The organism is Desulfomonilia bacterium (assembly GCA_036567785.1).
Lineage (GTDB): Bacteria > Desulfobacterota > Desulfomonilia > UBA1062 > UBA1062 > DATCTV01.
Genome location: DATCTV010000060.1, coordinates 52,609 through 76,618 on the forward strand (window position 1 = coordinate 52,609; position 24,010 = coordinate 76,618).

Sequence of the window (24,010 nt, forward strand, 5' to 3'; positions counted from 1 at the left end):
TAATGAGATATGTAACTTATGCCCTGGTTTAAGACGACATCCCTACTCGTGATATAAAAAGCAAGTCGGGCAAATTTATTGTTGAACCTCGTCGTCGGTTAATCTCTCTTCGTATTCGTTCAGGATTGTCTTCTCAATCATGTCCCTCATTTCCATGTTGAGCGGGTGGGCGGTATCACGGAATGTACCGTCCTTCCTTTTTCGGGACGGCATTGCAACAAAAAGTCCGGTTGCACCATGAATAACCCTTAAATCCCTGACTACGAAGCAGTTGTCAAATACCACTGATGCATAAGCTTTCAATTTGTCGTTATTCTGAACCGGAAAAACCTTAACTTCTGTAATCTCCATTGACTCCCCCCAGTGTTCTAGTTGTGGGTATATATTTATACCCCTCTCGTTTTCTCAACTTAATCATTGCATGCTCGAGATGCCTGGCATCCTCAAACACCCCGAAAACAGTTGAACCGCTTCCCGACATCAGGGCCCCGAGGGCACCTGCACGGATTAAATCCATTTTAACTGTTTTAAGTTCCGGATGCAACTCAAATGCACTAACTTCAAGATCATTAAATAAATAATTCTCCGGTGCAATACTTTCTTCAGTTATGTCCTTTATTTTAAACACATCCTTATTATTAGTCAATGACATCTTATACTTAGAAAAAACCTTTGGGGTTGAAATTCCGAACGGCGGGATGACAAGAAGATAAACCCTCTCTTCAATCAAAACATCGGACAACAGCATGTCCCCTCTGCCACCCATCAGCGCGGATTTTCCATGTATGAAAAAAGGGCAATCAGCTCCTATTTCCCGGGCCATTTGACACAGCTGATCCTCTTTCAGACCTGTATCGAATAATTCATTCAGTGCGACAAGAGCATGGGCCGCATTACTGCTGCCTCCACCGAGACCCGCGCCAAACGGGACATTCTTATCTATCCTTATCCTTACGCCATTTTTCAATCCCGTTTTAAGCTTGAACAGACCGGCGGCTTTAAACACAAGGTTGTCAACAGATGAGCATCCGCAATCTGGGGCATCGAGTTCAATGCCCTCTATCTCCTTCTGAAGATACAGGGTATCGAAAAAATTCACAGGCACCATGAGCGTCAGAAGCTCATGGTACCCATCATTTCTTTTGCCTGTAACCTTCAGCAAAAGATTTATCTTTGCAGGGCTTAAAACCCTCACTTGATTTCAAACGCGAGATACTGAGACCTTCCCTCCCTGATAATGAGCATCAGGATTGAATCTCCCTTTCTGAGGCCTTTTACGGCAGCAAGATAATCATCCACCGTATCTACGGCTTTGTAATTGATCTCTCTTATGACATCGCCTTTCTTGATTATCCCCGATGCAGGACTACTGTCATCAACGTCGACAACAACGGCACCTTTAATGTCATCAAGCCTCAGTCTTTTGGCCAGGTCAGGAGTAATATTTTTTACCGTAATACCAAGAGAATCTTTCGACTCCTTGTCCGGTACACTTTTGTCCCCGCCCTCTTTGCCAAGTGCTGCAATATGCTCATCAGTCCTTTTTTCCAGCTTGGTCTCTAGCTTAAGTTCCTTCTTTCCGCGCCATACGCCAATGGTTATTTTAGAGCCTGGCTTGAACGTGCCTATCATCTGGGTGAGAGCCGATGGATCTTTGACTTCAGAACCGTTAACGGAGATTATGACATCACCTTTTAATACACCCGCTTTGGCCGCAGGGTCACCCGGATAGACCATTGTTACCATTGCGCCTTTAGGCTCTTTAAGCCCCACGGCTTTTGCGATTTCAGGCGTCACTTCCTGAATTCCTACGCCCAGCCAGCCCCTGGTTACAGAACCCGTCTGTTTTAGTTCCATCAGTATTTCCTTGGCCATGTTAATAGGAATTGCAAAACCGATACCCTGTCCGGATGCGACGATGGCGGCGTTTATACCTACAACCTGGCCCCTCATGTCTATGAGCGGCCCTCCCGAGTTTCCAGGGTTGATTGCAGCATCTGTCTGAATGAACTGGTCATATGGGCCAGCACCGATAATCCTGTATTTTGCGCTTACGATTCCTATTGTCACTGTATGGCTCAGGCCGAATGGATTTCCTATTGCCATAACCCAGTCGCCGATTTTAAGGATATCGGAGTTCCCGAGCTTCACTGCAGGAAGTTTACCTTCCGGATTGATCTTGATAAGTGCTATATCCGTATTCGTATCTTTTCCGATAAGTTTGGCGTCGTATTCCTTTTTGTCATTCAGAGACACGACGATCTTTTCGGCACCGTCAATTACATGCGCATTTGTAATGATATACCCGTCAGTTGAGATAATGAAACCGGAACCCAGGCTCTTCTGTTCCTGCTTTTCAGGAGTATTCGGCATTCCCTCGAAGAAACGGTTGAAGAAATCCTCGAAAGGATCATCCGGGCCTCCGCCAAACGGCGAACGGTATTTTTTCATTATGTCTTTCTGCTGGATAACCTTCGTAGTCTTTATATAGACAACAGAAGGGGTAAGCTCCTGGGCCAGGGAATTCAGCGAAGGCATAATGACCTTCGGGCTTGTATTCGGATCGCCATCTTCCCAGAAATTTGCAGCCTTTCCTATTGCAGGAAGCTTGAACGATGTCGCAATCATCATGCCTATTATGGCCGAACAGACCGCAACAATTGCAATGATGCTTAAAGACAGGACCTTTTTCTTCATTTTGTTCCCCCTTTCCTTGCTTCGACGAAAAGCATCCTTAATTCATAAAGAACACCTTCAAAGAGATTGTCTTCTTCGCGCGTCCTGTTTCCTTTGGTCTTTTCCTCAAGCAAAGCTACGATGTCTATGTTCTGCTGCGCTATGGTAAAATCCTGAAAAACCTGACCGGTATGAGGGTCCGGGGCCTTCCCCATTGCCACTATAGCGCTTGTAGCAAAACTCATGACAAGGGTTGAGAGGTCAATATTGATATCCTGCTGATTATAGCGTGTTTCGGACTTTTTCTCTGGCGCAGGACTCTCTTCTGTTTTCTGCGGTTCACTTTTTAATGATTCATCAATCTTTTTTGCCGGTTCCTCCGGCTTGTTCTCACCTCTTTTATCAACAAAGCTGTATGTTTTTTTCTGTTCTTCCATTTAAAACCTCCCTGGTATGGCAGTTTTGCATGATTTAAGGTCAATCGGAGATTATGTCAAGCCTTTCACCCGGCACACAAAATAGGAAATATATTGCTTCTTATAAATTCAAGTTTTGCATTGATAAAATTATTTACGGCTTCTTTAAGCACTGGAGACAGATTATATGGTTCATCATACAGGCTTCCCTCATGATGGGCGTGACTGAAATTGCCGCTTATAATACCTTCATACTGATCCTGCGGCTCCAGTCTGTTGAGAACTGACCATGCAAGACTCCAGCCTCGCACAGAATCTCCTATGTTGTAGCCGCCTCCACCGAGCGCCATGATTTTCGGGCAGGAATCCTTTATTTCCCTGATAATCCGGGTGTAGCCGATATTGGTACAGCGCAGATTTGTAAGGGGATCTTTTTTGAGAGTATCCAGACCGATCTGGGCAACAATCAGCTCAGGTCCGTATGACTTGACAAGCGGATGAAAAACCTCATCGAATACGCGGCCATATGCTTCGTCATCGGTATATTCAGGTAGAGGGACGTTTACGGTATATCCGTATCCTCTACCTGCACCCATTTCACTCTCAAAGCCTGTACCCGGATATATAGTATCACCGCTCTGGTGCAGAGAAAGAAACAGTACCTCATCCGTATCATAGAACGCATCCTGCACGCCGTTTCCGTGATGCGCATCCAGGTCAACATACATGATCCTTTTAAAGCCATGCTTAAGCAGATAATTAATTGCCACAGCAATATCATTCACATAACAGAATCCTTCAGCATAGGCCGGTTTACCGTGATGAAGTCCGCCGTTGACATTAAACACAATATCAGCCTCGCCCGAGGCCATCATCTCCGCACCCTTCATTGTTGCCCCGAGCATGGCCATTGCGAGCTCATACACTCCTTTAAATACAGGATTGTCCCCCGACCCCAGACCGTATCCCATCATGCTGAAATCAAAATGGCCGCTGTTGGCGCTCCTCAGGACATCGATATAATCTTCAGTATGGAATAAACGGGCGATCTCAACGGTCGCTGAACACGGGTCAATCACCTTTATCCACGGTTCATTGAAAAGGTTGTACCTGTAGCACATCTCATAGACCATCTTGGCCCTGTACGGTTTGAAAGGATGATTTACCCCGAAATCATATTCGTTGAATTTAGGTGTATACAGGAAAACTGAATTCATAAATTCCTCGCTTTAATGAGTATATATTAAATAAATATTATTACAAAACAGAAATGTTCCCTTCATGCAAAGTCAATCCTTGCCCCGCATTTGGCACATTTTGTGTGATCGAGGTTAAACGCCGGGGAAATCTGCATTTCCCTGCCGCACGAGATACATGTAACACTCTGCCAGTTGCCTTTGTCCCGGCTCACCATCTGAGGTGTGGAAAGTTTGTCCACCGTCCGGTTTATTTCAGACGAAGCTCCCATTGCAGAAGAATAATCAATTACGTTCTCCGGATTTCTATCGCCTGAATCAGGTATCTTATGGACCTGCCCGCACCGGGGACAGGCAATCGTGCCAGAACCGGCATCGGGAGGAGTCTTGATTTTCATCCCGCAGCTGCAGTTTATGAATGCAAACCCGTTAATTGCCCTGATTATGTCACCGGCCTTTTTCCTCATTTCAATCGAGGAAAAGCCGGGTATGTTTTCAGCAGAAGGCTGCCTTATTTCAACCCTCTCCCCGAGCTGCATATCCTTTTGTGGTATGAGGTTTCTGTGTGTGCCTGTTACACCCCAGTAGGCCTTGACATAATCCTTATAGCTTGCCCCGGCAGCCATTGACCTTAAAGTTTTTATCCTCTGCCTCAGAGGCGGGTGCGTCGCGAACAGCCCTCCGTCAAGATTCCGCCTGTAAGGGTTGACGATATAAAACGGGGCAGCCGCTTTAGGCGCCTCGATTATGCCGGAACCTGACAGCATTATCTTTTCGAGTGCCGATGCAAGCCCTTCCGGGTATCTGGTAAGCCTTGCGCTTGTTGCATCCGCCAGGAACTCCCTTTTTCTGGATATGGAAAAATACAGAATGCGGGAGAGTATCGGACTCAGCACCATCAGGGCAAAGGCAATTATAAGAAGCCATGTCTCCACCGGGCTTTTTTTTCCGCTCCCTGATGACCTGTAGCGCCTTACGGGTATATACCTTGTGGACCTGAAGAATGTATCGGCGATGAAGGTTATTGCCCCGAGCATTGTTGCGGCAACACCCATATAGAGGACATCCCTGTTTATGATATGTCCCATTTCATGGGCGATTACGCCCTGAAGCTCATCCCTTCCGCAGATTGCCAGAAGACCCGCAGTAACGCATATTATACCGTCTTCAGGACCCCTTCCCAGGGCAAAAGTATTGGGAGATGTATCTTCAGTAATAAATATTCTGGGCATTTTTGTTGCAGCCGCTATTTTCATTTCCTCGACGACATTGAAAAGTTGAGGATACATCTCTCGGCTTATTTCTTTTGCACCCGTAAGCCCGAGAAATATACTTTGTGAACCGAAAAATGCGGCTATCAGAAGCCCAAGCCAGATAATCAGTGCAACCGCAATACCGATGACACCAGTATCACTTGAAGGCGCCAGGCTTTCGGGCTCTACGCTGTAAACATAGCCCGCGTGGAAGCTGCAAAACAGAATACCCGCTGCATAGCCGGTAGCGGCAAGAAGCACGCCCATGAGGATTACGAGGAAAACCGTCTTCCTTTTATTCGCTGCTATTATCTGCCAGAACATTTAATAAATCAGAATCCGACTTTAGGCACTGCCTTTTCGACGGCATCTTCAATCTCAAAGAAGGACTCCTTCTTGAAAGAAAAAGAACCGGCAATAATATTTGACGGGAACATCTCGACCTTGTTGTTAAGCATGAGAACGGCATCATTATAGGCCTGCCTTGAAAAGGCTATCCTGTTCTCGGTGGATGACAGCTCTTCCTGAAGGGCCAGGAAATTCTGGTTGGCCTTGAGGTCGGGATATTGCTCGGCAACCGCCATAAATCTAGAAAGGGCTCCTGTCAGCGCACCTTCCGCTCTGCCTATATCCTCTATTGTCTTCGCGCCTGCTGCTGCAGACCTAGCTGCTGTAACGGCCTCAAGAGTCTGTCTTTCGTGCTGCATATAGGCTTTTGCCGTCTCAACCAGGTTGGGAATAAGGTCATGTCGTCTCTTGAGCTGCACATCTATCTGTGACCATGCATTTTTAACCTGGTTACGCAAACTTATCAGGCCGTTATAGATGCCGATTATATAAAGGATCAGAAAAACTATAACTGCCAGCAGTATAAGCAAGAAAATGGTGAAACCGGTCATATTCCCCTCCCTCTTTTTCTATGATTTATCGCCTGAAAGCATTTCCTGAAGCATATTGACAAGTATACCCGAGTTATCCGCAGAATTCTCGTTCAGAATTTTTTCCAGTTCTCCCCTGTCAAACCAGATACCGTGACTGCTGCACCTGTCAAAAATTATATTCTTGAAACCAATGGTCATCTTAGCCATTTTTACCGAGCAAATCGGGCACTTTTTACCCTTCTCGGAGGTAACAGCGGTTTTCATGGTTTTCACATACTCATTTCCGGTTTCAGCGCCGAGCAGGAATTCAAGTTCCCCTGAATCAAGCCAGATGCCCCGGCATTCAAAACATCTGTCTAGCTCAAACCCTTCGAACTCAAGTGTTATAAGAACATTCGAACAGCAGGGACATTTCATTCATCTATCACCGGTTTTATTTTTTAATGATTTCTTCAAGAATTTCGACTGCATCCCTAACAAGCCCCGGACATATTTTAATAAAAGCAAGATTTTCCCTAGCCGCCTCATAGCCTTCAGGCGTACTTAAATCATATCCGAGAAGATCTCTGCATATGATGGACCCTCTGATCTTGCTGAAAGCGGCCTGGAACTCTTTTGCAAGCGCATATGTCCTGTCCCGGGCTTCATTGTCTTCAGCCTTTGATTTGCCGTATTTAAGGCCTATCACCATCAGTGCGCCGGTTACGGCGCCACAAGTATTGCCCAGCCGCATTCCACCGCCAAAGGCGCAGGCAATCTTCAATGCCGTTTCAACCTCAATATCCATGTCCCCGGCAAAGACAGAAAGCACTGCCTGAGAACAGTTGAACCCGTCTCTGAACAATTTCTCGGCATCATCCAGTCTGCTCATTTCCATTTCCCCCTGTATGTAAAAAGACTTCTGTTTAAACTCGCTCTTAAGCATCTATTATGATACTCCTTTTTTCATGATTGGAAAGATATTGTTCTGCTCATCCGAGGTGGCGCCATACGCCAAGACCGGCGGACTTGCCGACGTTGCAGGGGCGCTGCCTGCAGCGCTCAGATCAAAAGGCATAGACTGCGAGTCGGTGATGCCATACTACGGCAGCATAAAAAACATGGGGATTAAAACTGAACATGTAACCGACCTTCTATTCCCGATGGGCTATGGTCTTGCCACCGCCGGCATATACAGGCATGAGCATGTTTATTTTATTGAGAACGATGAACATTTCCTAAGAAGCAGCCTGTATACATATCAGAACAACGACTTTCCGGACAATCTTGAAAGATTTGCCTTCTTTTCAAGGGCCTGTGTGGAACTGGCCTGCCATCTGTCAGCAGACATCATGCATATCAATGACTGGCAGACCGCTCTGGCAAGCGCGTATCTGAAGGCCCTGGAAATCAAGGGCATATCAACCCTGTTTACGATACACAACCTCGCCTATCAAGGCAATTTCGACACCTCGTTATGGCCCATTTTGCTTCTTCCCCGCGATTTTTATACACCATCGTGCATGGAATACTTCGGGAGAATCAACATAATGAAGGCAGGCATTGTCCTGTCCGATGCCGTGAGCACGGTCAGCAGAAGTTATGCCCGGGAAATACAGACTCCTGAATTTGGCGTCGGCCTCGACGGGCTCCTCCGTTCAATAAGCGCAAACCTCTACGGAATAACCAACGGGATAGATATCGAGGAATGGAATCCAGAAACCGACAGGCTGCTGCCGGCAAATTTTCATTCAGGGGATATGAGCGGCAAAAAGAAGTGCAAATCCGAGCTTAAAAAACATTTCGGCCTTGATGATAAATTCGATGCACCGGTTTTCGGCATAGTGAGCAGGCTTGTAAGCCAGAAAGGCATTGATCTTGTTGCTGACATTATTCCCGAAATTTCAGGAAATGCACATATTGTCATTCTTGGCAGCGGCGAAGAATGGCTTCAGAACAGGCTTAGAAGTCTGGCTTCCTCATATACCGGCAGGATAGGCCTTCATATAGGATTCAGCGAATCGCTGGCGCACCTGATCGAGGCGGGAAGCGACTTCTTCCTTATGCCTTCCAGATTTGAGCCTTGCGGGCTTAACCAGCTGATAAGCCTGAGATACGGTACGATCCCGATTGTAACAAACGTGGGCGGCCTTGCCGACACCGTTACCGCGGCAGGTGAAGGCCCCCTTCCAAACGGGATCAGGGTGACATTCCCCGACTATGCCTCGCTTCTGGGTGCGGCAAGATACGCAATCGAAATTTATAACAGCAACATGTCCCTCCTTGAAGAGATGATTACAAATTCCATGAATACAAATGTCTCATGGGACAATCCGGCAAATGAATATTTTGAGCTTTATAATAAAATCAAAGGTTTTTGAAGGTTTCATTAGCATTTCAAAGCTGAAAAGTTATCTACAATTTGTTGAAAAACCCCGAATATATCGCAGCCGTCGTAACCTGACAGTGCATCCGGAACGACTTGAGAAAATCTGATTCTGCGCCATCGCGCAATTCATCTTATTGTAATAACTGGCTTTTTTTATTTATGCAATATGTCCTCATAATCAAACATTCCAAGGTTTGATTTTTATTTTTTCAGATAGCATCATCAACTCACTTTTCTGAAATTGCGGTTCTCGGGGATATTCTGATTATTTATATTTGGAGGAAATACGTGCTTAATGTTGATCTTGTAAAGTTGCGTGACTCGATTGCAGAAAGAGCAACGGCACCTGAAAGAGCCCTCATTTCCCAGTTTGAATTAAAGGAAAATGATGATGAGGTGCTGGTAGTTTGCCCCAGCTCATTTGTGCAGCAGCATGTAAAACGCCATTATCAGGATATTATCTCAAAAAGCCTGAAAGCACAGGCAGGCAAACCGGTAAATATTGTATATACCATCTCTGCCGGGACTAACGCCCTGCCCTCACCAAAGCCCGGACCGGTACAGATGATGCTCCCTTCTCCTGATATGCTGCGCTCGACATTCGGCATCAATCCCAGGTTCACATTCGATTCATTTGTCGTGGGAAAATGCAATTCGTTTGCCTATGAAGTGGCAGTCGCAGTATCGGAAGACGGCATCGGAAGGTACAACCCGGTGTATTTCAACTCGGATATCGGGCTAGGGAAAAGCCATATCGCACATTCAATAGGCAACAGGATCGCAAAGAACAGACCGAATGCAAGAATCAAGTTTACATCGGCAAGGGAATTCTCGCAGGAGTATGTCTTTGCAAGCAGAAACGGGTGTATGGACAAGTTCAGACAGGCATACCGCGGGGGGAAAACTGATATATTTTTCCTTGATGATGTCCACATGCTGGGCTCCAAGGAAAAGACCCAGATGGAACTCTCAGGCCTGATAGATGATATGGCGCATACGGGCACCCAGATAATCTTCTCTGGCTACCGGCCGCCTTCCAATATACCCAACCTTGAGAAATCTCTGAAATCCAGATTCGAAGGCGGTCTCCTCATTGATATAAAGAGGCCTGATATCAAGACAAGAGCGTCAATCGTAAGAGCAAAGGGAATCAGGGAAGGCATGGCATTAACCGATGATGTCGTTGACTTCATAAGCAGTAATATAGATACGAATATAAGAGAGCTTGAAAGTGCTGTCCTCACCCTTTGCGCCATGAGCACATTCATGAAGAAAAGCATCTCAATCGAACTTGCCAGGGAGATACTTGAAGGAACGCTTGAACGCAAATCAAGGATAGATATACCTTTTCTGCTGCAGTTCGTTTCAAAACATTTCGGGATTACCGTGGAAGCACTGATATCTCCATCAAGAAAAAAGGAGCTGGCATACCCCAGACAGGTTGCAATGTATTTCTGCAGAAGATATACAAAGAATACTCTTCAGGAAATCGGAAACGCATTCAACAGAAAACATACCTCTGTCATGCACAGCCTTGAGGTCATGGAATCCGAATATCAGAACAACCTGAAAACGAGGAAGGAGCTTGATTTTCTTTTTGAAAAACTCGACGGTTAGTTACCGGATTTTCTATCAGGATTAATCTGTTGACTAAGACAGGGTTTTTTCCATAGATATATTGTGGGTTGTTGTGGCTGATTCTTTACAGATAGCCCCCGGGAGAGCTTATGTTTGAATTCCACATTTCTAAAGCTGCAAGAGACAAGTTCGAATTTGATGAAACACTCTTTTCCACTTCCGGCAACGTAATATTCGCAAACATCCAGGGCGTCCGACAGTTTACCGAGAGGATAAACAAGAAAAGAAGGAATGAGGCCAGTAAGCCGCCTTCTTTCAGTACAGGCGACATTTATGCACTGGGTCTTATCGATGAAGCCCTGCATCATGTAATTGATATCTACAGGCAATCGGTAAACCCTGATTCGATTGAAAAAGCATTCAGCTGGATAACAAAAAAAGTCGGCAGAAAAAATGTTAATGAATGTCTTGAGGCTTTCACCGCACTTTTCCCGCCGGCAGATGTGTATAAGGGGAATGTCTCTGTTAAAGATTATCTCAAGCTCTCAACAGATGGTGTACCAAATACGCACATCACCCTGCAGGAAATTCTGCTTCTATCTCTCGCAAACAGCAATCCCGCATTCGTCCCTTTCATGGAGTTTTTTGAAGATTCACCGCTCAAAGATACCGCATACGGGAAAATAATCGACGAAATCGAAAAATTCTTCAGGACACAACCCGGATTCGGACCGTTTAACAACCCCCTTGTCGAGATGCTGAAAGAACCACAGACCGCGTCACCTTATTCCATCTACGGTCAGCTTGAGTATATAAAAACGCACTGGGGAGAACTGCTGAAAGACCTTCTGATAAGGGTACTGGGCGGTATCGACCTGATAAAAGAGGAAAGAAAATCCAGATTTTCAGGTCCCGGACCCACTCAGATCCTCACTTTCGGAGATGAAGGCTTGTCAGGCCCGGGGCTTAAGACGGCAGGGCTTGATGAAATCGAGAAGTTCACCCCCGATACAGACTGGATGCCAAGGCTCGTCCTTATGGCCAAATCCACCTATGTCTGGCTTAACCAGCTGTCCGCCAAGTATGGCAGAAACATATCCCGTATCGATCAGATTCCCGATGAAGAGCTTGAACGGCTTTCACGCTGGGGATTCACCGGACTTTGGCTGATCGGTGTCTGGGAGAGGAGTCCCGCCTCCAGGAAGATAAAGCAGATGACCGGGAATCCCGAGGCCGAGGCATCGGCCTATTCGATATATGACTATACCATTTCAAATGACCTCGGTGGTGAAGAAGCTTACAGGAACCTTAAAGAACGGGCATGGACTTTCGGCATAAGGCTCGCCACGGACATGGTGCCAAACCATATGGGCATATATTCAAGATGGGTTATAGAGCATCCCGACTGGTTCATACAGCTTGATTATCCGCCTTTTCCCTCCTATTCGTTCACCGGCCCCAACCTTTCCGATGACCCCAGGGTGGAGTTGTATATAGAAGACGGCTACTGGAGCAGGACAGATGCGGCAGTTGTCTTCAAACGTGTCGACAGAGAAACCGGAAACGTAAGATACATCTATCATGGAAACGACGGCACTCATATGCCCTGGAACGATACGGCTCAGCTCGACCATCTGAAGCATGAGGTAAGGCAGGCCGTGATAGACCTTACCCTGGATGTTGCCAGGAGGTTTCCGGTCATAAGATTCGATGCGGCAATGACGCTCGCGAAAAAACATTTTCAGCGCCTGTGGTATCCGGTCCCGGGCATGGGGGGGGATATCCCTTCCAGGGCGGGGCTGGGACTTTCGAATGACGAGTTCAACAGGATGTTCCCGAAAGAGTTCTGGCGAGAGCTTGTCGACAGGTTTGCAGAAGAGGCGCCGAACACCCTTCTGCTGGCCGAGGCATTCTGGCTCATGGAAGGATATTTTGTAAGAAGTCTGGGCATGCACCGTGTATATAACAGTGCGTTCATGAACATGCTCAAGAATGAGGAAAACAGTAAATACAGGGACGTGATGAAAAACGTGCTCAGGTTCAATCCCGAAATCCTGAGACGTTTCGTGAACTTCATGAACAACCCCGACGAAGAGTCGGCCGTAGTCCAGTTCGGCAAGGGTGACAAGTATTTCGGCATCGCACTGCTTATGGTCACGATGCCCGGCCTTCCCATGTTCGGCCACGGCCAGGTAGAAGGCTATTCGGAAAAGTACGGCATGGAATACCGCAGGGCCTACAGGGACGAACAGCCGGATAATGATCTTATATCAAGGCATGAAAAAGAAATATTCCCGCTTCTGAAAAAGAGACACCTCTTCAGCGGTGTGGAAAATTTCGTATTGTACGATGTCGTAAGCCCCAGCGGATGGATAAACGAGGATGTGTTCGCCTATTCGAACATGGCAGACGATGAGCGCGCAATAATCATCTATAACAACAGATATGCCGAGGCCAGGGGTTATGTCAGAAGGTCCGTCGGCATTAACATCGATGCAGGGGGAAAGAGAAATATCGTTCACAAAACGATCTCCGAAGGCTTGAGGCTTAAAAACCATCCCAACATATATTATATTTTTAAAGATTACAGAAACTCGCTTGAATACATAAGGAGCGGCAAGGAACTTTCCGACAATGGACTGAGCGTACAACTGGGGGCATTCCAGTCCAATATTTTTCTGGATTTCAAGGAGGTTCAGGACTATCCCGACGGACTCTATGCAAGGCTTGAAAGGTACCTCTCGGGAAGGGGAGTGCCGGACATAAAGGCGGTGTTCAAAGACCTTTACCTTGAGAATATACATTCCGCCTTCAGAAGCCTGATAAATTACAACAACCTGAATCTCCTCATCAATGCGACCGGCAAAGACCTGCATGCCGAACTCGAGAGATTCGAAGAAAGACTCGAAAGGCTCATCATAGAAATCAGAAAGGTAACCAGCATAAAACCAGATACGGATAATGTCATCAGGAAGACATCTGATAAAATCAGGCTGGTCATTGAAAACAAAGACCTGATCTCGGAAAAATCGTTCATGAACAATCTGCAGACATGCACGGAAACAGGGGCCCTCTGCTTTGCCGTTGTCTGGGCAATGATCCATAACCTAGGGGCCCTGTTCACCGACAGCAGCACCGGCAGACGCACAAGACTTCTGCTTGATGAAATGTTGTTCTCAGGAATCATAAAGGAACTTATTTCGGAACATGACGAGTGTTCCGTTGACGGAGATCATGCCATCGAACTCCTTAAAATCCTGTGTTCCGAAGAAGACAGGTCCCTTCCCATCATTGAGCACCTTCCGGAAATCACCCTTGAACTGATCACCGACAGTGATGTCAGATCACTCCTGGGCATAAACATCTATAATGACATAGAATGGTTCAACAGAGAATCTTATCAGGTGCTGGCCACCTGGCTGTTTTATATATTCACCCTTAAGAAGATCGAGCAAAATCCCGAAGAGAAGAATGCGTCGGAGGATATTTTCAGAACCCTTGACAGGCTGGTGGAAGCTGCAGAAGAATCATCGTACCGTCTGGCCTGGTTGATAAAACTGCTTTCTAAACCCTTCGGAGATGATGGTAATGACAAGTAAGATTGTATCAGGTTTAAAGACACTATTATCATATAATATTCATATCGGTTGCAGGCCTGAAAATGCGCCGGCAAGATCAATAATTCTTTTCCCCTTTCAACCTGAAAGGCTGAACTGCGGCCTGGCTGGCATCCTTGCCATAAAAGGGGCTGAAACCGACAAAACGATCCCCGAAAAATTTTCCTCACTTACCCGAAAGATTTTCTCCATGGGTTTGGACAGCTCCAAGCTTTCGGATTTTTTAATTCCCGATACGCTCGACAAGCTCGAAGGGATGCTCTTTTCAATGAAACAGGACACAGGGCTGCAATTTGAAATAAACAGAGACGGCCGTCTCAACAGTCTGAAAAAGCTCTCCCTCGAACTTGACAGCTTTATAGGCTCTCAGGAGCAGTTCCTCGAATCAATGGCGCCTGAAATGCCTGTATCAGACCTTGAAACCATTTCAAGCCGCCTTATCAGGCTCAAAGATATCCTCTGGGGACTCAAGGAAGATCTCCTTAAAAACCAGGAAAAAATTGCAGGCCTGTGTGGAGATATCTCGAGTCTTTCACAATTCGGCAAATATCAGCGACTTAATTCCATTCTTAATGCAATGGACAGGCTCGAGGTCAGGGGCAGGGATTCAACAGGCGTACAGATCGCTTTCAGAATGGAACCGTCCTCAATGGACAGCATTATAAAAAAACTGGAGACCCTGGGCCTTGACAAGGAATTCCTCGAAAGAAGCGCAGCCGGTGAGCTTATGAACCGTTCAATAAACATTTCAGACGATTTTGCCGCCTTTACCTACAAGACCGCATCCATCACCGGCGAACTCGGCAGGAACTGCAGGGAACTCAGAGGATTCATCTCGCAGGACCAGATATTGAAAGAATTCCTTGCTGCGGGCGGTAATGATGAGATGTATCTGGCGCATACAAGGTGGGCTTCAGTGGGCGCAATTAACATACCCAATTGCCACCCGGTGAACAACTGCACACTTTGTTCGGCCGGTACAGTCGTACTGGACAAGACCTATCCTGCATACGGCAGCGGCAGGTTCTTCATCAACGTCGCGCTTAACGGTGATATCGACAATTACCTTGATATAAAATCCCGGTGCGAGGCATCAGGCAGGCTCCTGGATACGAGGGTGACATCGGACACCAAGGCCATACCGGTAGAGATAGAAAGACACCTCCTTGACGGCTGCACCCTGAAAGAGGCGTTCAGGAAAGCCGTATCCTCTTTTGTTGGGTCCCATGCAATTGCAATGGAATCGAATCTGGAACCGGGAAAGATGTACCTGGCTCTTCATGGAAGCGGTCAGGCGCTTTTCGTGGGTCTTTCGGATAACCAGTATTCCTTCGCTTCCGAAGTCTACGGTATTGTTGAAGAAACACCCGTATTCTTAAAATTGGACGGAGAAAGCCCCCGCATGGAAGGCGAACCTGCCTCATCAGGTCAGATATTCGTTCTCTCAAACGATAAGGGACCGGGCCTTTATGGAATCGAGGCCCTGTATTATGACGGCCATCCCATAACCCTCGAAAAAGGAAACATCAAAAGGGCGGAGATTACAACACGTGACATAGACCGGGGCATGCATCCACATTTCCTTATCAAGGAGATAACGGATTCTCCGTCTTCTGTAAGAAAAACCCTCAGGGGTAAATATAAAATATCGGGTGGTACGGTAAATTTCAACCTGGGGGAAGAAGTCGTCTCACGGAAAATGAAACAGGACCTGCTCGAAGGCAGGATCAGGAATATCTATATAATAGGCCAGGGCACGGCAGCCGTTGCCGGGACCGCAATAGCAGAAGCAATGGCTGTTTACCTGAAGAATACCAACCTCAATATTCAGGCGAAAAAGGCAACCGACCTCAGCGGATTCGCAGCGGACGACGACCTCGCCAGGTCGCTTGTCATTGCGGTTACACAGTCTGGAACAACCACCGACACCAACAGAGCCGTAACCATGGCAAGGGATAAAGGAGCCCTTGTCCTTGCAATAGTAAACCGCAGGCAGTCGGACATAACCACAAAAGCCCATGGAATATTATACACAAGCGACGGACGGGACATCGAGATGTCGGTTGCATCGACCAAGGCATTCTACTCCCAGATAGCGGCTGGTTATGTCCTGACGCTGTATTTAGCCAAGCTTTTGAATGCCATCCCCGATGCGGATATCATCAGGGAGCTTGAAGGCCTTGGCAGGGCTCCGGCGCTTATGAACCGGGTGCTTGCAAGGATGGAAGATTTAAAAAAAACTGCCTGGGATCTGGTGAGGCTCAAGAAATACTGGGCTGTCGTCGGCAGCGGAACAAACAAGGTGGCGGCCGACGAGGTGAGGATAAAGCTGAGCGAACTCTGCTACAAGACAATCTCATCGGATATTATTGAAGACAAGAAGCATATCGACCTCTCAGCCGAGCCTCTTATACTTGTCATGGCTGCTGGGAGCCCGGATATCGTGCTTGAGGACATCGTCAAGGATTCCGCCATTTTCAAGGCGCATGCATCAAAGGTGGTTGTCATAGCAGACGAAGACGAGAGGCGTTTCGACAATGTTGCTGATCATGTCTTCAATGTGCCCAAGGCTTCATTTCCTTTATCAGTCATCATGAATACGCTGGCAGGTCATATCTGGGGTTATTATGCAGCACTAAGCCTGGATGAACAGGCAGGTCATTTCAGGGACTTCAGGATAAAGCTGTCCGATGTCCTTGCAAAACATGAAGAAGAAGGCCTGTCCATATTCGAAATCATGGCGGACAGGGATCTTCACATGGTTGTAGATGACTTTGCCCGGGAATTCAATGAATGGCGGGGTGCGGGCCACCTGGCAAGTCTTAACGTGGATACGGCGACCGATCTTACGCTGCTGCTCAAATACGCAACAGGCAAAATAGCCCCTGAAGAATACAGAAAGGATTTCAAGGGGAGAAAGGCCTCTTCACCCATAGAGATGCTCGATATAACACTGGGCAAAGCCATCGACGAACTTGCGAGACCTGTCGATGCCATCAGGCATCAGGCAAAGACAGTAACCGTGGGGACAAGCAGAAAGATCGAGACGCTGAAAGGGGTAATATTCGATTCCCTCTACTCACTCGGATTTACGACAGAAAACATCACTCAGAAAGATATACTCGCCATAAAGAGAATCCAGCCCGCGGTCAACTCTGTAAAAGGATTTGCCCTGTACAGCATAACCGGCCTTGATATTGACGGGATGCCGACTGATTCTTCCAGACTGATGCTGGAAAAGAAAGGGGGCGTGGCGGCCGGTCTTAAATCGAGGGCGGATGCCGGAACACCACTGATGGGAACAAAAAGGGCCATCATAAAGAACCGCGAAATCTATGCAGGAAGCGGCAAGTCAGACAGCGCATCCATAGTCATAATATCGCTTCTGGGCCAGAACCTGATCCCTGAACAGCTTGTGCTGTTCCATGTAGACTTTGAAACCGCGCTTGACATCGAAAAGAAGAAGGCGATTCTGGGAGAAAAACTAGGCGACATCATGAACATGCTCGAAGAAGAAAACATTGCATGGCGGGATGACTTCATAAGAAATCTGCCTGTAAAACTGCTGCTCGGAGAAGCACCCGAGGTTATTGCCGACATAATCAAAAAGGAGATCTGAAATGGGAAAACTCTTTGGTACCGACGGGATACGCGGGGTTGCAAACACATACCCCATGACAGCCGAAGTGGCGCTCAAAGTCGGTATGGCCATAGCATACACATGCAGGAAGGAAGGACATACGCCCAGGATAGTCATCGGAAAGGACACCAGACTTTCTGGCTATATGATAGAAGACGCACTCGTTTCAGGCGTGTGTTCCATGGGTGCGGATGCCCTAGTCATAGGCGTCATGCCTACACCGGGCGTCGCATTCCTCACACAGAGCATGCGTGCGGATGCGGGCATCGTAATTTCGGCATCGCATAACCCTTATGAGGATAACGGCATCAAGATATTCTCTAAGACCGGTTTCAAGCTGCCTGATGATAAAGAGGCTGAAATCGAAGACCTGATCCTCTCGGACAGTCTTAACGAGTTGAGAAGCCCATCTAAAGAACTCGGCAAGGCTTACAGGATAGACGACGCACGAGGCAGGTATATCGTTTTCATCAAAAATTCATTCCCCTCTGAACTCAGCCTTGAAGGCATGAAAATTGTTCTGGACTGCTCAAACGGTGCGACCTACAGGGTGGCGCCAGAGGTCTTTTTCGAACTCGGCGCAGAGGTAATCAACCTGGCCAACACGCCTGACGGAAGAAATATAAACAACAGCTGCGGCTCGCAGCATCCTGAAAAAATGGCCGAAGAGGTCGTAAGGAGAGGGGCGCAGGCCGGATTCGCATTCGACGGCGACGGGGACAGGATGATAGCGGTTGATGAAAAGGGCAACGTCCTCACGGGTGATCAGATGATAGCGATCTGCGCCAAGGCCCTGAAACAACAAGATAAACTGAAAAACAATCTTGTCGTTACTACAGTTATGAGCAACCTGGGATTCAAAATTGCACTTAAGGAACTGGGCATATCTCACATCGAGGCAAATGTAGGCGACAGGTATGTCCTTGAGGAGATGATTGATAAGGGGGCAATAATCGGAGGCGAAGATTCCGGGCACATCATTTTCCTCGATCATCATACGACAGGAGACGGAATCATAGCGGCTCTGCAGCTTGCACGTGTGATGAAGGAAGAGAACAGGCCGCTTTCAGGTCTTGGCGTGATGCAGGTTTTTCCACAGAAGCTTATAAATATAACCGTAAAGAGCAAACCCGATATTGAGACAGTACCGGAGATTGTCTCTGCCATAAAGCTGGCGGAAAAAGCGCTGGGCGACAAAGGAAGGGTGCTTGTGCGCTATTCCGGCACACAGCAGATGTGCAGGGTTATGGTCGAGGGTCCGACAAAGGAAGAGACCGACAAATATTGCGAGATGATTGCCGCAGTTGTAAGGGCCACAATCGGCTGAAACGCAAATAAGGATAAAAATCAAGGAGTATGGATAATAAAATTTCAAAAAACCTGATCAACAGGGGCATCATCATAATCGAGCCTCAAACTGTCTACATATCGGATGATGTTGACCCTGATCGTATCGAAGAAGGTGTGACAATATATCCCGGCTGTAGGATATCGGGCAGAAAAACCTATATAGGAAAAGATACAAAACTGGGGCAGGAGGCACCCGCAAGCTTAGAGAATTGTTCGATAGGCCGTGGTGTGGAGCTGAAAGGCGGGTATTTCAAGAATGCGGTTTTCCTTGACAGATCGTCTATGGGTTCTGGCGCTCATGTACGCGAGGCTACTATATTGGAAGAAGAGGCTAACGCGGCACATGCCGTCGGACTTAAACAGACGATACTTTTCCCATTCGTAACGCTGGGCAGCCTCATCAATTTCTGTGACTGTATGATGGCAGGTGGCACGAGCAGAAAAAACCACAGCGAAGTCGGAAGCTCATATATACATTTCAACTTCACGCCCAATATGGACAAGGCAACCGCTTCATTATTGGGCGATGTGCCCAGAGGTGTTTTTCTCAGAGAGAGGCCTATTTTTCTTGGAGGCCAGGGAGGTCTTGTAGGACCCTCTTGTATCGGTTTCGGCTCGACAATAGCTGCAGGCATTATATACAGAAATGACTTGGCGGACGGCATGCTGGTGGCAGGCACACAAGCTGAAGCTAAAGAATCTTCTTTCATCCCAGGGGCCTATTTCGAAGTAAAACGGAAGATTATGAATAACATATCCTATATCGCCAATCTTATTGCACTCAGGAAATGGTACACTGAAGTCAGGTCAGTATTCCTTACCGAACCTTTGTTGAAGGCATCCGTTGAGGCAATAGATTCTGGACTGGATGAGCGGGTTGCCAGGCTTAAAGCCTTTGCTGAAAAGATCCCGGAATCAGTCAAAAGTCTTAGGCTTCTTAAAAAAGAGCATCTGTCTGGTATTATCAGAGAACAGGAAGAATTTCACTTGAGGTGGCCTGAAATCGAAGACAACCTGAACAAGTTCAGAGACCTGGCAGGTGATACAAATCTAATGCGGAATTTTCTTTCCGGCCTGCCAGATGACAGTTCGGATTATATCGCTTCTATCCGCTCTCTTGATGAAAACACTGTCAGGGCTGGTATTTCCTGGCTCTCATCCATAACACATACAATAGAAACCGGTGTTTGTTCTCTTCTGCCGGCTTTATCTTAACAAGAGGTTTTCATGATAAAGTTGATAGCCATCATCCAGTGTCATATAGTTCATGAAAGATGCCCCGGATATTATTGCGACAGGGCATTCTCAACAAAAACAGGGGGCTTTGAAAACCTTGATCTTTCAAATGATGTCAGAAAGCTGTCTTTCACCTGCGGCGGCTGCTGTGGAAGGGCAATACACCGGAAGCTGAGCCTTCTTAGAAGAAAGGCCAAACAGTCCGATGGCATCGAGGCCCACGAGATACTGGTTAAACTTGCCAGCTGTATGACCAAAGACAACTATCATGGTCCAGCCTGCCCCCATCTGGACTATATCAAGGAACTGATACATAAAACCGGACTGAGCTTCTCCTGCGATACCGTAATCTCAAAAAAGGCGCAGGAGAAAAGGGCGGCAGGTGTTTACAGGCAAGGTTAGCTGTTGTGGTAAGCTTATAAGACAAGGTATTTCATGTACTATTTTCAGACAGGGCTTTTTTCTGTCATCCTATTGATTTATTTGGTTTTTTTCTCCAAATTTGACTTATATTCATATCATGGGTATATAGAGAAAAGTATTTTATGATCTTCTGAATTACATTGTTTAGTAAATCATAAAACACTGTTGGAGGTTATTTGTGATTAGAACAAAGACGCCGTCCTTCGGATGGCTGATATTAATAAATATAATATTTATACTGATTGCACTGCCTGACGCGGTTAATGCAATGCCTGCCTCAAATCATAAATATATTAATGGTGGCGCCGGTACACAAACATTCTCGACAGCAGCCAGAATCGTACCAGGTAAGATTACATACCAGGTAAAGGAAGGAGACACCTTTATCACAGTCCTTACCAGTCAGGGCGTTTCCATGACCGATGCACTTTATGCTTCAAAAAATGTCGATAAAAATATCCTCAAAAGGATCAGACCGGGCGATGAAATTGACCTGAGAATGAAAACCGGCAAACCATTCATTATAGAAATAGGATACAGTTCCCCCTCATCAAAGAGAAAAGTTATTTATTCTGGAAAAGCCATATCGATTAAACCTTTCATTACTGGAACTGATTCAAAAGCCACAAAGGAATCCGTAACGAAATCATCAATACCTGATAAACAAATCAAGGAAAACATCGTTGCAATCCCGGGTATGAATCCCGAAGAATTGACGGGGAATATTCTTTCAGCAGCCGATGGTACATTCTGTTCGGTCTTCAATGCACCTCAAGAGGTTCAGGCAAAAATCAGAAAGGAAACACAGGATTTGAACAGACAGCTTCTGAAATCAAAAAATGAGAAGAAGAAAAAAGACCTGATGCTCGCATCAACGAAACGTCACAAATCCCAGACGCTCGCAAACAGGAAGATGAATGAACACTCCCGTTATGCGTATTCACAGAAAAAACGCAGTACACTCCTTGCTTCATATGATGACGAGAGCCAATCCGATGCATACGAAGACAATACGGATGATGCAGCAATAAGCGACAACCCGGAACTTAGAGAAAAGCTCATCAGTGTTGCGGATACGTACAAAGGCATCCCCTATAGAAGGGGAGGGGCCTCAACCAGCGCTACCGACTGCAGCGGGCTTACTATGCAAATATACAGGGATCTGGGGCTTAATCTCCCGAGATCGAGCAGTGAACAATTCCATGTCGGTATACCCAGGAAAAAGGATGAGCTTGAAAAGGGAGACCTGGTATTCTTTTCTACTACTTCTCCATATAAAAAGATCAAAGTCCAAAGCAAAAAGAATCCCAACAAGAAAATCGTCAAATATATAAAGGCACCCAGGAGAATCACCCATGTGGGAATTTATGTGGGAGACGGAAAATTTATGCATGCCCCGAGGCCTGGACATACGGTTACAGTAGAATCTCTCAATACAAGTTATTATAGAAAGAATTACGTTGGCGCCAGGTCTGTAATCCGCTGAGTTTCATAAGTGCTTCAGGCATATAAAATCTTTTGTTTTTTAAGCCATTCAAGGATAATTCCTTTCACTCTGTTATCCTTCCTCAACTGATGGGGTGCTCCTTCAAGTATAATCTTCTGGGGGAAATGTGGTGCAGCTTTATAGATTCTGTCCGCGTGAGAAACAGGCACCACAGTATCACTGTTGCCATGTATGATGCAAAGAGGCACATCCTGAGGAAGCCATCTGATAAAATTCTCTGCTTTGAGTGAGGTAAAACCATAATACCATTTATTGATATCATCAGGAGACATCGGGTCTCTTATAAGCCCCAGTTCCCTGAAGTGTGATGCCATGAGTTCTTTATCTTCAGGGATTATCTGAGACAGATCCGCTGGGGTCGCCATCAGCATCAGACTTCTGATATTCTTCTTCTCCAGGGCGGCGAATCTTGCCGCTATTGCCCCGCCCGCACTGAACCCGATTATATTTATTGCCGCATTATCCGATCCGGGCAATTCCGAAACAAGATCATATATCTTCACAAGGTCTTCATGCCATAGATTCAGATCGATATTCCCTGATGATTCACCACACCCGCTGAAATTGAAAACGACACTGATGAATCCATTATCCGCAAGCAATTCAGCCAATGGAACATATCCCATGTCACCTGGCAAAGGCTTGCCTCCCGGGATGCCGTGACATATTATAACAACAGGCGACAAACCTTTTTTTTCAGGGAAGTACAGCCAGGCCTTTATCGTCCGTTTCCCTGAAGTTAGAAGATATTCTTTCGATTTCATTCTGGAGCAGTCCAAATCTCCTGTAAACCAATGCCCAGGCATATATTTCTGTCTCATCAAAGATTATTCCCTCAGTTCCAGGTTCCTGTCTTGCAGGTATCCTATGTTTTGCGGCAAGAGACATTATAGTATTTGAAGGTATTTTAAGCATCTCTGACGCCTTCTCCAGAGTTATTCTTCTGAAATCCCTGTTGTCATTTTTTTTGAATACAAACGTTTGAACTATTGCGTTCTTGGTCTCCTCGGGGTCGATAAGATATGCCTTTTCAATTACTTCCAGATAGCCCTTTTCCTGCTGATATAAGACATTCGCCAGTTCAACGAGAATCCGGCTGTCATTAGGATAGTTGACAATTACCTTATTGAGAATATCCGCTGCATTCTCCATGTCTCCAAGGAAGAAATATATTTCGGCAATATAGAGGAAGGTGTCTCTGTCATTCTCTCCAAGTTCAAGGGATTTCAAAAACATCTCAAGTGCAAGATCCAGATGCCCGAGTTCCCTGTGGCAGATACCTATCAGTTTGAATATTAAAGAGCTGCTTGAACATAAGACTTTCGCTTTTTCCAGATCGTCCGCAGCAATTGTATAATAGCCATGGGACATTTTATCTTTTGCCCTGCTCATGAATATTCTGAACCTTTCTTCAAAGTCTTTGACGGAAAGGCTGTTGGCAGGTGTCCTGAAATCAAGACCGGATGTGCAAAGGTCAATATATGAAGCACTCTCATTTAGAACACCGTCGTAATCAAGAGATTCAACCACCCTCTGGCACAGGTTCTTTATTGGAAGCATAGTGGAAGCCTTGTTGGACACTGCAAGACTTGTGATCAGGCTCTCATCCCCTTCCATTTCCGAGAGATGCCTTGCCTCGTTTGTCAGTTCCCGGAAGAAGTGATTTGTCATGTCCATCGAGTTTTCTATCGGGATAGGCATTGCTGACTTATATTCGCCGCCGGGGCATGTATATTCAAAACTTACCCAGAGTTCATTATACTCGGCATCAACTCTCTCAACTTCAATTGAAATCAGTTCAATCGCTGCCTTTGTCTGTTCAAGTTTTCCTCTCATCATTCACAGGTTTATTCTGTGCATGCAAAAAAG

19 protein-coding genes are annotated in these 24,010 nt (G+C 46.4%); 8 read left to right on the forward strand and 11 right to left on the reverse strand.

Annotated features, from left to right (window positions below; all coding sequences use genetic code 11):
• Nucleotides 1-75: 75 nt before the first annotated feature.
• The 9 genes from spoVG to VIS94_15135 all read right to left on the reverse strand — a co-directional run bounded on the left by spoVG (nt 76) and on the right by VIS94_15135 (nt 7,293).
• Complete coding sequence (spoVG, locus tag VIS94_15095; protein HEY9162402.1) at nt 76-351, reverse strand: septation regulator SpoVG; 276 nt, start codon at nt 349-351, stop codon at nt 76-78.
• A complete protein-coding gene (gene ispE, locus VIS94_15100; GenBank protein ID HEY9162403.1) occupies nt 332-1,195 on the reverse strand; it encodes a 4-(cytidine 5'-diphospho)-2-C-methyl-D-erythritol kinase in 864 nt (287 codons plus the stop codon). The genes spoVG and ispE overlap by 20 nt, the downstream gene beginning before the upstream one ends.
• On the reverse strand, nt 1,192-2,697 hold the full coding sequence (locus VIS94_15105; protein HEY9162404.1) for a DegQ family serine endoprotease: 1,506 nt from the start codon (nt 2,695-2,697) through the stop codon (nt 1,192-1,194). The genes ispE and VIS94_15105 overlap by 4 nt, the downstream gene beginning before the upstream one ends.
• Nucleotides 2,694-3,113 (reverse strand): DUF1844 domain-containing protein, encoded by a 420-nt coding sequence (locus VIS94_15110; GenBank protein HEY9162405.1) that lies wholly within the window; start codon nt 3,111-3,113, stop codon nt 2,694-2,696. The genes VIS94_15105 and VIS94_15110 overlap by 4 nt, the downstream gene beginning before the upstream one ends.
• A 65-nt stretch (nt 3,114-3,178) precedes the next feature.
• Complete coding sequence (locus tag VIS94_15115) at nt 3,179-4,309, reverse strand: acetoin utilization protein AcuC (protein HEY9162406.1); 1,131 nt, start codon at nt 4,307-4,309, stop codon at nt 3,179-3,181.
• Nucleotides 4,310-4,371: 62 nt separating this feature from the next.
• Nucleotides 4,372-5,865, reverse strand: a complete 1,494-nt coding sequence (locus tag VIS94_15120; GenBank protein HEY9162407.1) for a M48 family metallopeptidase — start codon at nt 5,863-5,865, stop codon at nt 4,372-4,374.
• An 8-nt stretch (nt 5,866-5,873) separates the two neighbouring features.
• Nucleotides 5,874-6,440 carry a LemA family protein gene (locus VIS94_15125; GenBank protein HEY9162408.1) on the reverse strand — a complete coding sequence of 189 codons (567 nt, stop codon included), beginning with the start codon at nt 6,438-6,440 and terminating at the stop codon, nt 5,874-5,876.
• Between the two features lie 18 nt (nt 6,441-6,458).
• Nucleotides 6,459-6,839, reverse strand: coding sequence for a zf-TFIIB domain-containing protein (locus tag VIS94_15130; protein HEY9162409.1), 381 nt, complete (start codon nt 6,837-6,839; stop codon nt 6,459-6,461).
• A 16-nt stretch (nt 6,840-6,855) separates the two neighbouring features.
• Nucleotides 6,856-7,293 carry a C-GCAxxG-C-C family protein gene (locus VIS94_15135; protein ID HEY9162410.1) on the reverse strand — a complete coding sequence of 146 codons (438 nt, stop codon included), beginning with the start codon at nt 7,291-7,293 and terminating at the stop codon, nt 6,856-6,858.
• Nucleotides 7,294-7,369: 76 nt separating this feature from the next.
• Here VIS94_15135 and glgA point away from each other — a divergent pair, with 76 nt between their 5' ends.
• From glgA to VIS94_15175, 8 genes are all read left to right on the forward strand, one after another.
• Complete coding sequence (gene glgA / locus VIS94_15140; protein HEY9162411.1) at nt 7,370-8,782, forward strand: glycogen synthase GlgA; 1,413 nt, start codon at nt 7,370-7,372, stop codon at nt 8,780-8,782.
• Nucleotides 8,783-9,078: 296 nt separating this feature from the next.
• Nucleotides 9,079-10,407 (forward strand): chromosomal replication initiator protein DnaA, encoded by a 1,329-nt coding sequence (dnaA, locus tag VIS94_15145; protein ID HEY9162412.1) that lies wholly within the window; start codon nt 9,079-9,081, stop codon nt 10,405-10,407.
• Between the two features lie 110 nt (nt 10,408-10,517).
• Nucleotides 10,518-13,967, forward strand: a complete 3,450-nt coding sequence (locus tag VIS94_15150; protein ID HEY9162413.1) for an alpha-amylase family glycosyl hydrolase — start codon at nt 10,518-10,520, stop codon at nt 13,965-13,967.
• Nucleotides 13,957-17,604, forward strand: a complete 3,648-nt coding sequence (locus tag VIS94_15155; protein HEY9162414.1) for an SIS domain-containing protein — start codon at nt 13,957-13,959, stop codon at nt 17,602-17,604. Before VIS94_15150 ends, VIS94_15155 begins: the two co-directional genes overlap by 11 nt.
• Nucleotide 17,605: 1 nt before the next feature.
• Entirely contained in the window at nt 17,606-18,952 is a 1,347-nt protein-coding gene (gene glmM / locus VIS94_15160; GenBank protein HEY9162415.1) for a phosphoglucosamine mutase, read from the forward strand.
• A 29-nt stretch (nt 18,953-18,981) separates the two neighbouring features.
• On the forward strand, nt 18,982-20,190 hold the full coding sequence (locus VIS94_15165; GenBank protein ID HEY9162416.1) for a hypothetical protein: 1,209 nt from the start codon (nt 18,982-18,984) through the stop codon (nt 20,188-20,190).
• Between the two features lie 12 nt (nt 20,191-20,202).
• Complete coding sequence (locus VIS94_15170; protein HEY9162417.1) at nt 20,203-20,613, forward strand: CGGC domain-containing protein; 411 nt, start codon at nt 20,203-20,205, stop codon at nt 20,611-20,613.
• 199 nt (nt 20,614-20,812) lie between these two features.
• The gene (locus VIS94_15175) at nt 20,813-22,120 is read left to right on the forward strand and encodes an NlpC/P60 family protein (GenBank protein HEY9162418.1); all 1,308 of its coding nucleotides are present in this window, start codon (nt 20,813-20,815) and stop codon (nt 22,118-22,120) included.
• A gap of 14 nt (nt 22,121-22,134) precedes the next feature.
• Here the strand turns inward: VIS94_15175 and VIS94_15180 are convergent, their stop codons facing one another.
• Entirely contained in the window at nt 22,135-22,905 is a 771-nt protein-coding gene (locus tag VIS94_15180) for an alpha/beta fold hydrolase (GenBank protein ID HEY9162419.1), read from the reverse strand.
• Nucleotides 22,838-23,980 carry a tetratricopeptide repeat protein gene (locus VIS94_15185; GenBank protein HEY9162420.1) on the reverse strand — a complete coding sequence of 381 codons (1,143 nt, stop codon included), beginning with the start codon at nt 23,978-23,980 and terminating at the stop codon, nt 22,838-22,840. Before VIS94_15185 ends, VIS94_15180 begins: the two co-directional genes overlap by 68 nt.
• Nucleotides 23,981-24,010 lie beyond the last annotated feature (30 nt).

Bases quoted from the DNA above. Each gene is read 5' to 3' on its own strand.
- VIS94_15110 (HEY9162405.1), bottom strand. From the start codon at position 3,113: ATGGAAGAACAGAAAAAAACATACAGCTTTGTTGATAAAAGAGGTGAG.
- spoVG (HEY9162402.1), bottom strand. From the start codon at position 351: ATGGAGATTACAGAAGTTAAGGTTTTTCCGGTTCAGAATAACGACAAA.
- VIS94_15125 (HEY9162408.1), bottom strand. From the start codon at position 6,440: ATGACCGGTTTCACCATTTTCTTGCTTATACTGCTGGCAGTTATAGTT.
- glgA (HEY9162411.1), top strand. From the start codon at position 7,370: ATGATTGGAAAGATATTGTTCTGCTCATCCGAGGTGGCGCCATACGCC.
- VIS94_15150 (HEY9162413.1), top strand. From the start codon at position 10,518: ATGTTTGAATTCCACATTTCTAAAGCTGCAAGAGACAAGTTCGAATTT.
- VIS94_15185 (HEY9162420.1), bottom strand. From the start codon at position 23,980: ATGATGAGAGGAAAACTTGAACAGACAAAGGCAGCGATTGAACTGATT.
- VIS94_15115 (HEY9162406.1), bottom strand. From the start codon at position 4,309: ATGAATTCAGTTTTCCTGTATACACCTAAATTCAACGAATATGATTTC.
- VIS94_15130 (HEY9162409.1), bottom strand. From the start codon at position 6,839: ATGAAATGTCCCTGCTGTTCGAATGTTCTTATAACACTTGAGTTCGAA.
- VIS94_15120 (HEY9162407.1), bottom strand. From the start codon at position 5,865: ATGTTCTGGCAGATAATAGCAGCGAATAAAAGGAAGACGGTTTTCCTC.
- VIS94_15165 (HEY9162416.1), top strand. From the start codon at position 18,982: ATGGATAATAAAATTTCAAAAAACCTGATCAACAGGGGCATCATCATA.
- VIS94_15135 (HEY9162410.1), bottom strand. From the start codon at position 7,293: ATGAGCAGACTGGATGATGCCGAGAAATTGTTCAGAGACGGGTTCAAC.
- VIS94_15105 (HEY9162404.1), bottom strand. From the start codon at position 2,697: ATGAAGAAAAAGGTCCTGTCTTTAAGCATCATTGCAATTGTTGCGGTC.
- VIS94_15170 (HEY9162417.1), top strand. From the start codon at position 20,203: ATGATAAAGTTGATAGCCATCATCCAGTGTCATATAGTTCATGAAAGA.
- VIS94_15180 (HEY9162419.1), bottom strand. From the start codon at position 22,905: ATGAAATCGAAAGAATATCTTCTAACTTCAGGGAAACGGACGATAAAG.
- glmM (HEY9162415.1), top strand. From the start codon at position 17,606: ATGGGAAAACTCTTTGGTACCGACGGGATACGCGGGGTTGCAAACACA.
- VIS94_15155 (HEY9162414.1), top strand. From the start codon at position 13,957: ATGACAAGTAAGATTGTATCAGGTTTAAAGACACTATTATCATATAAT.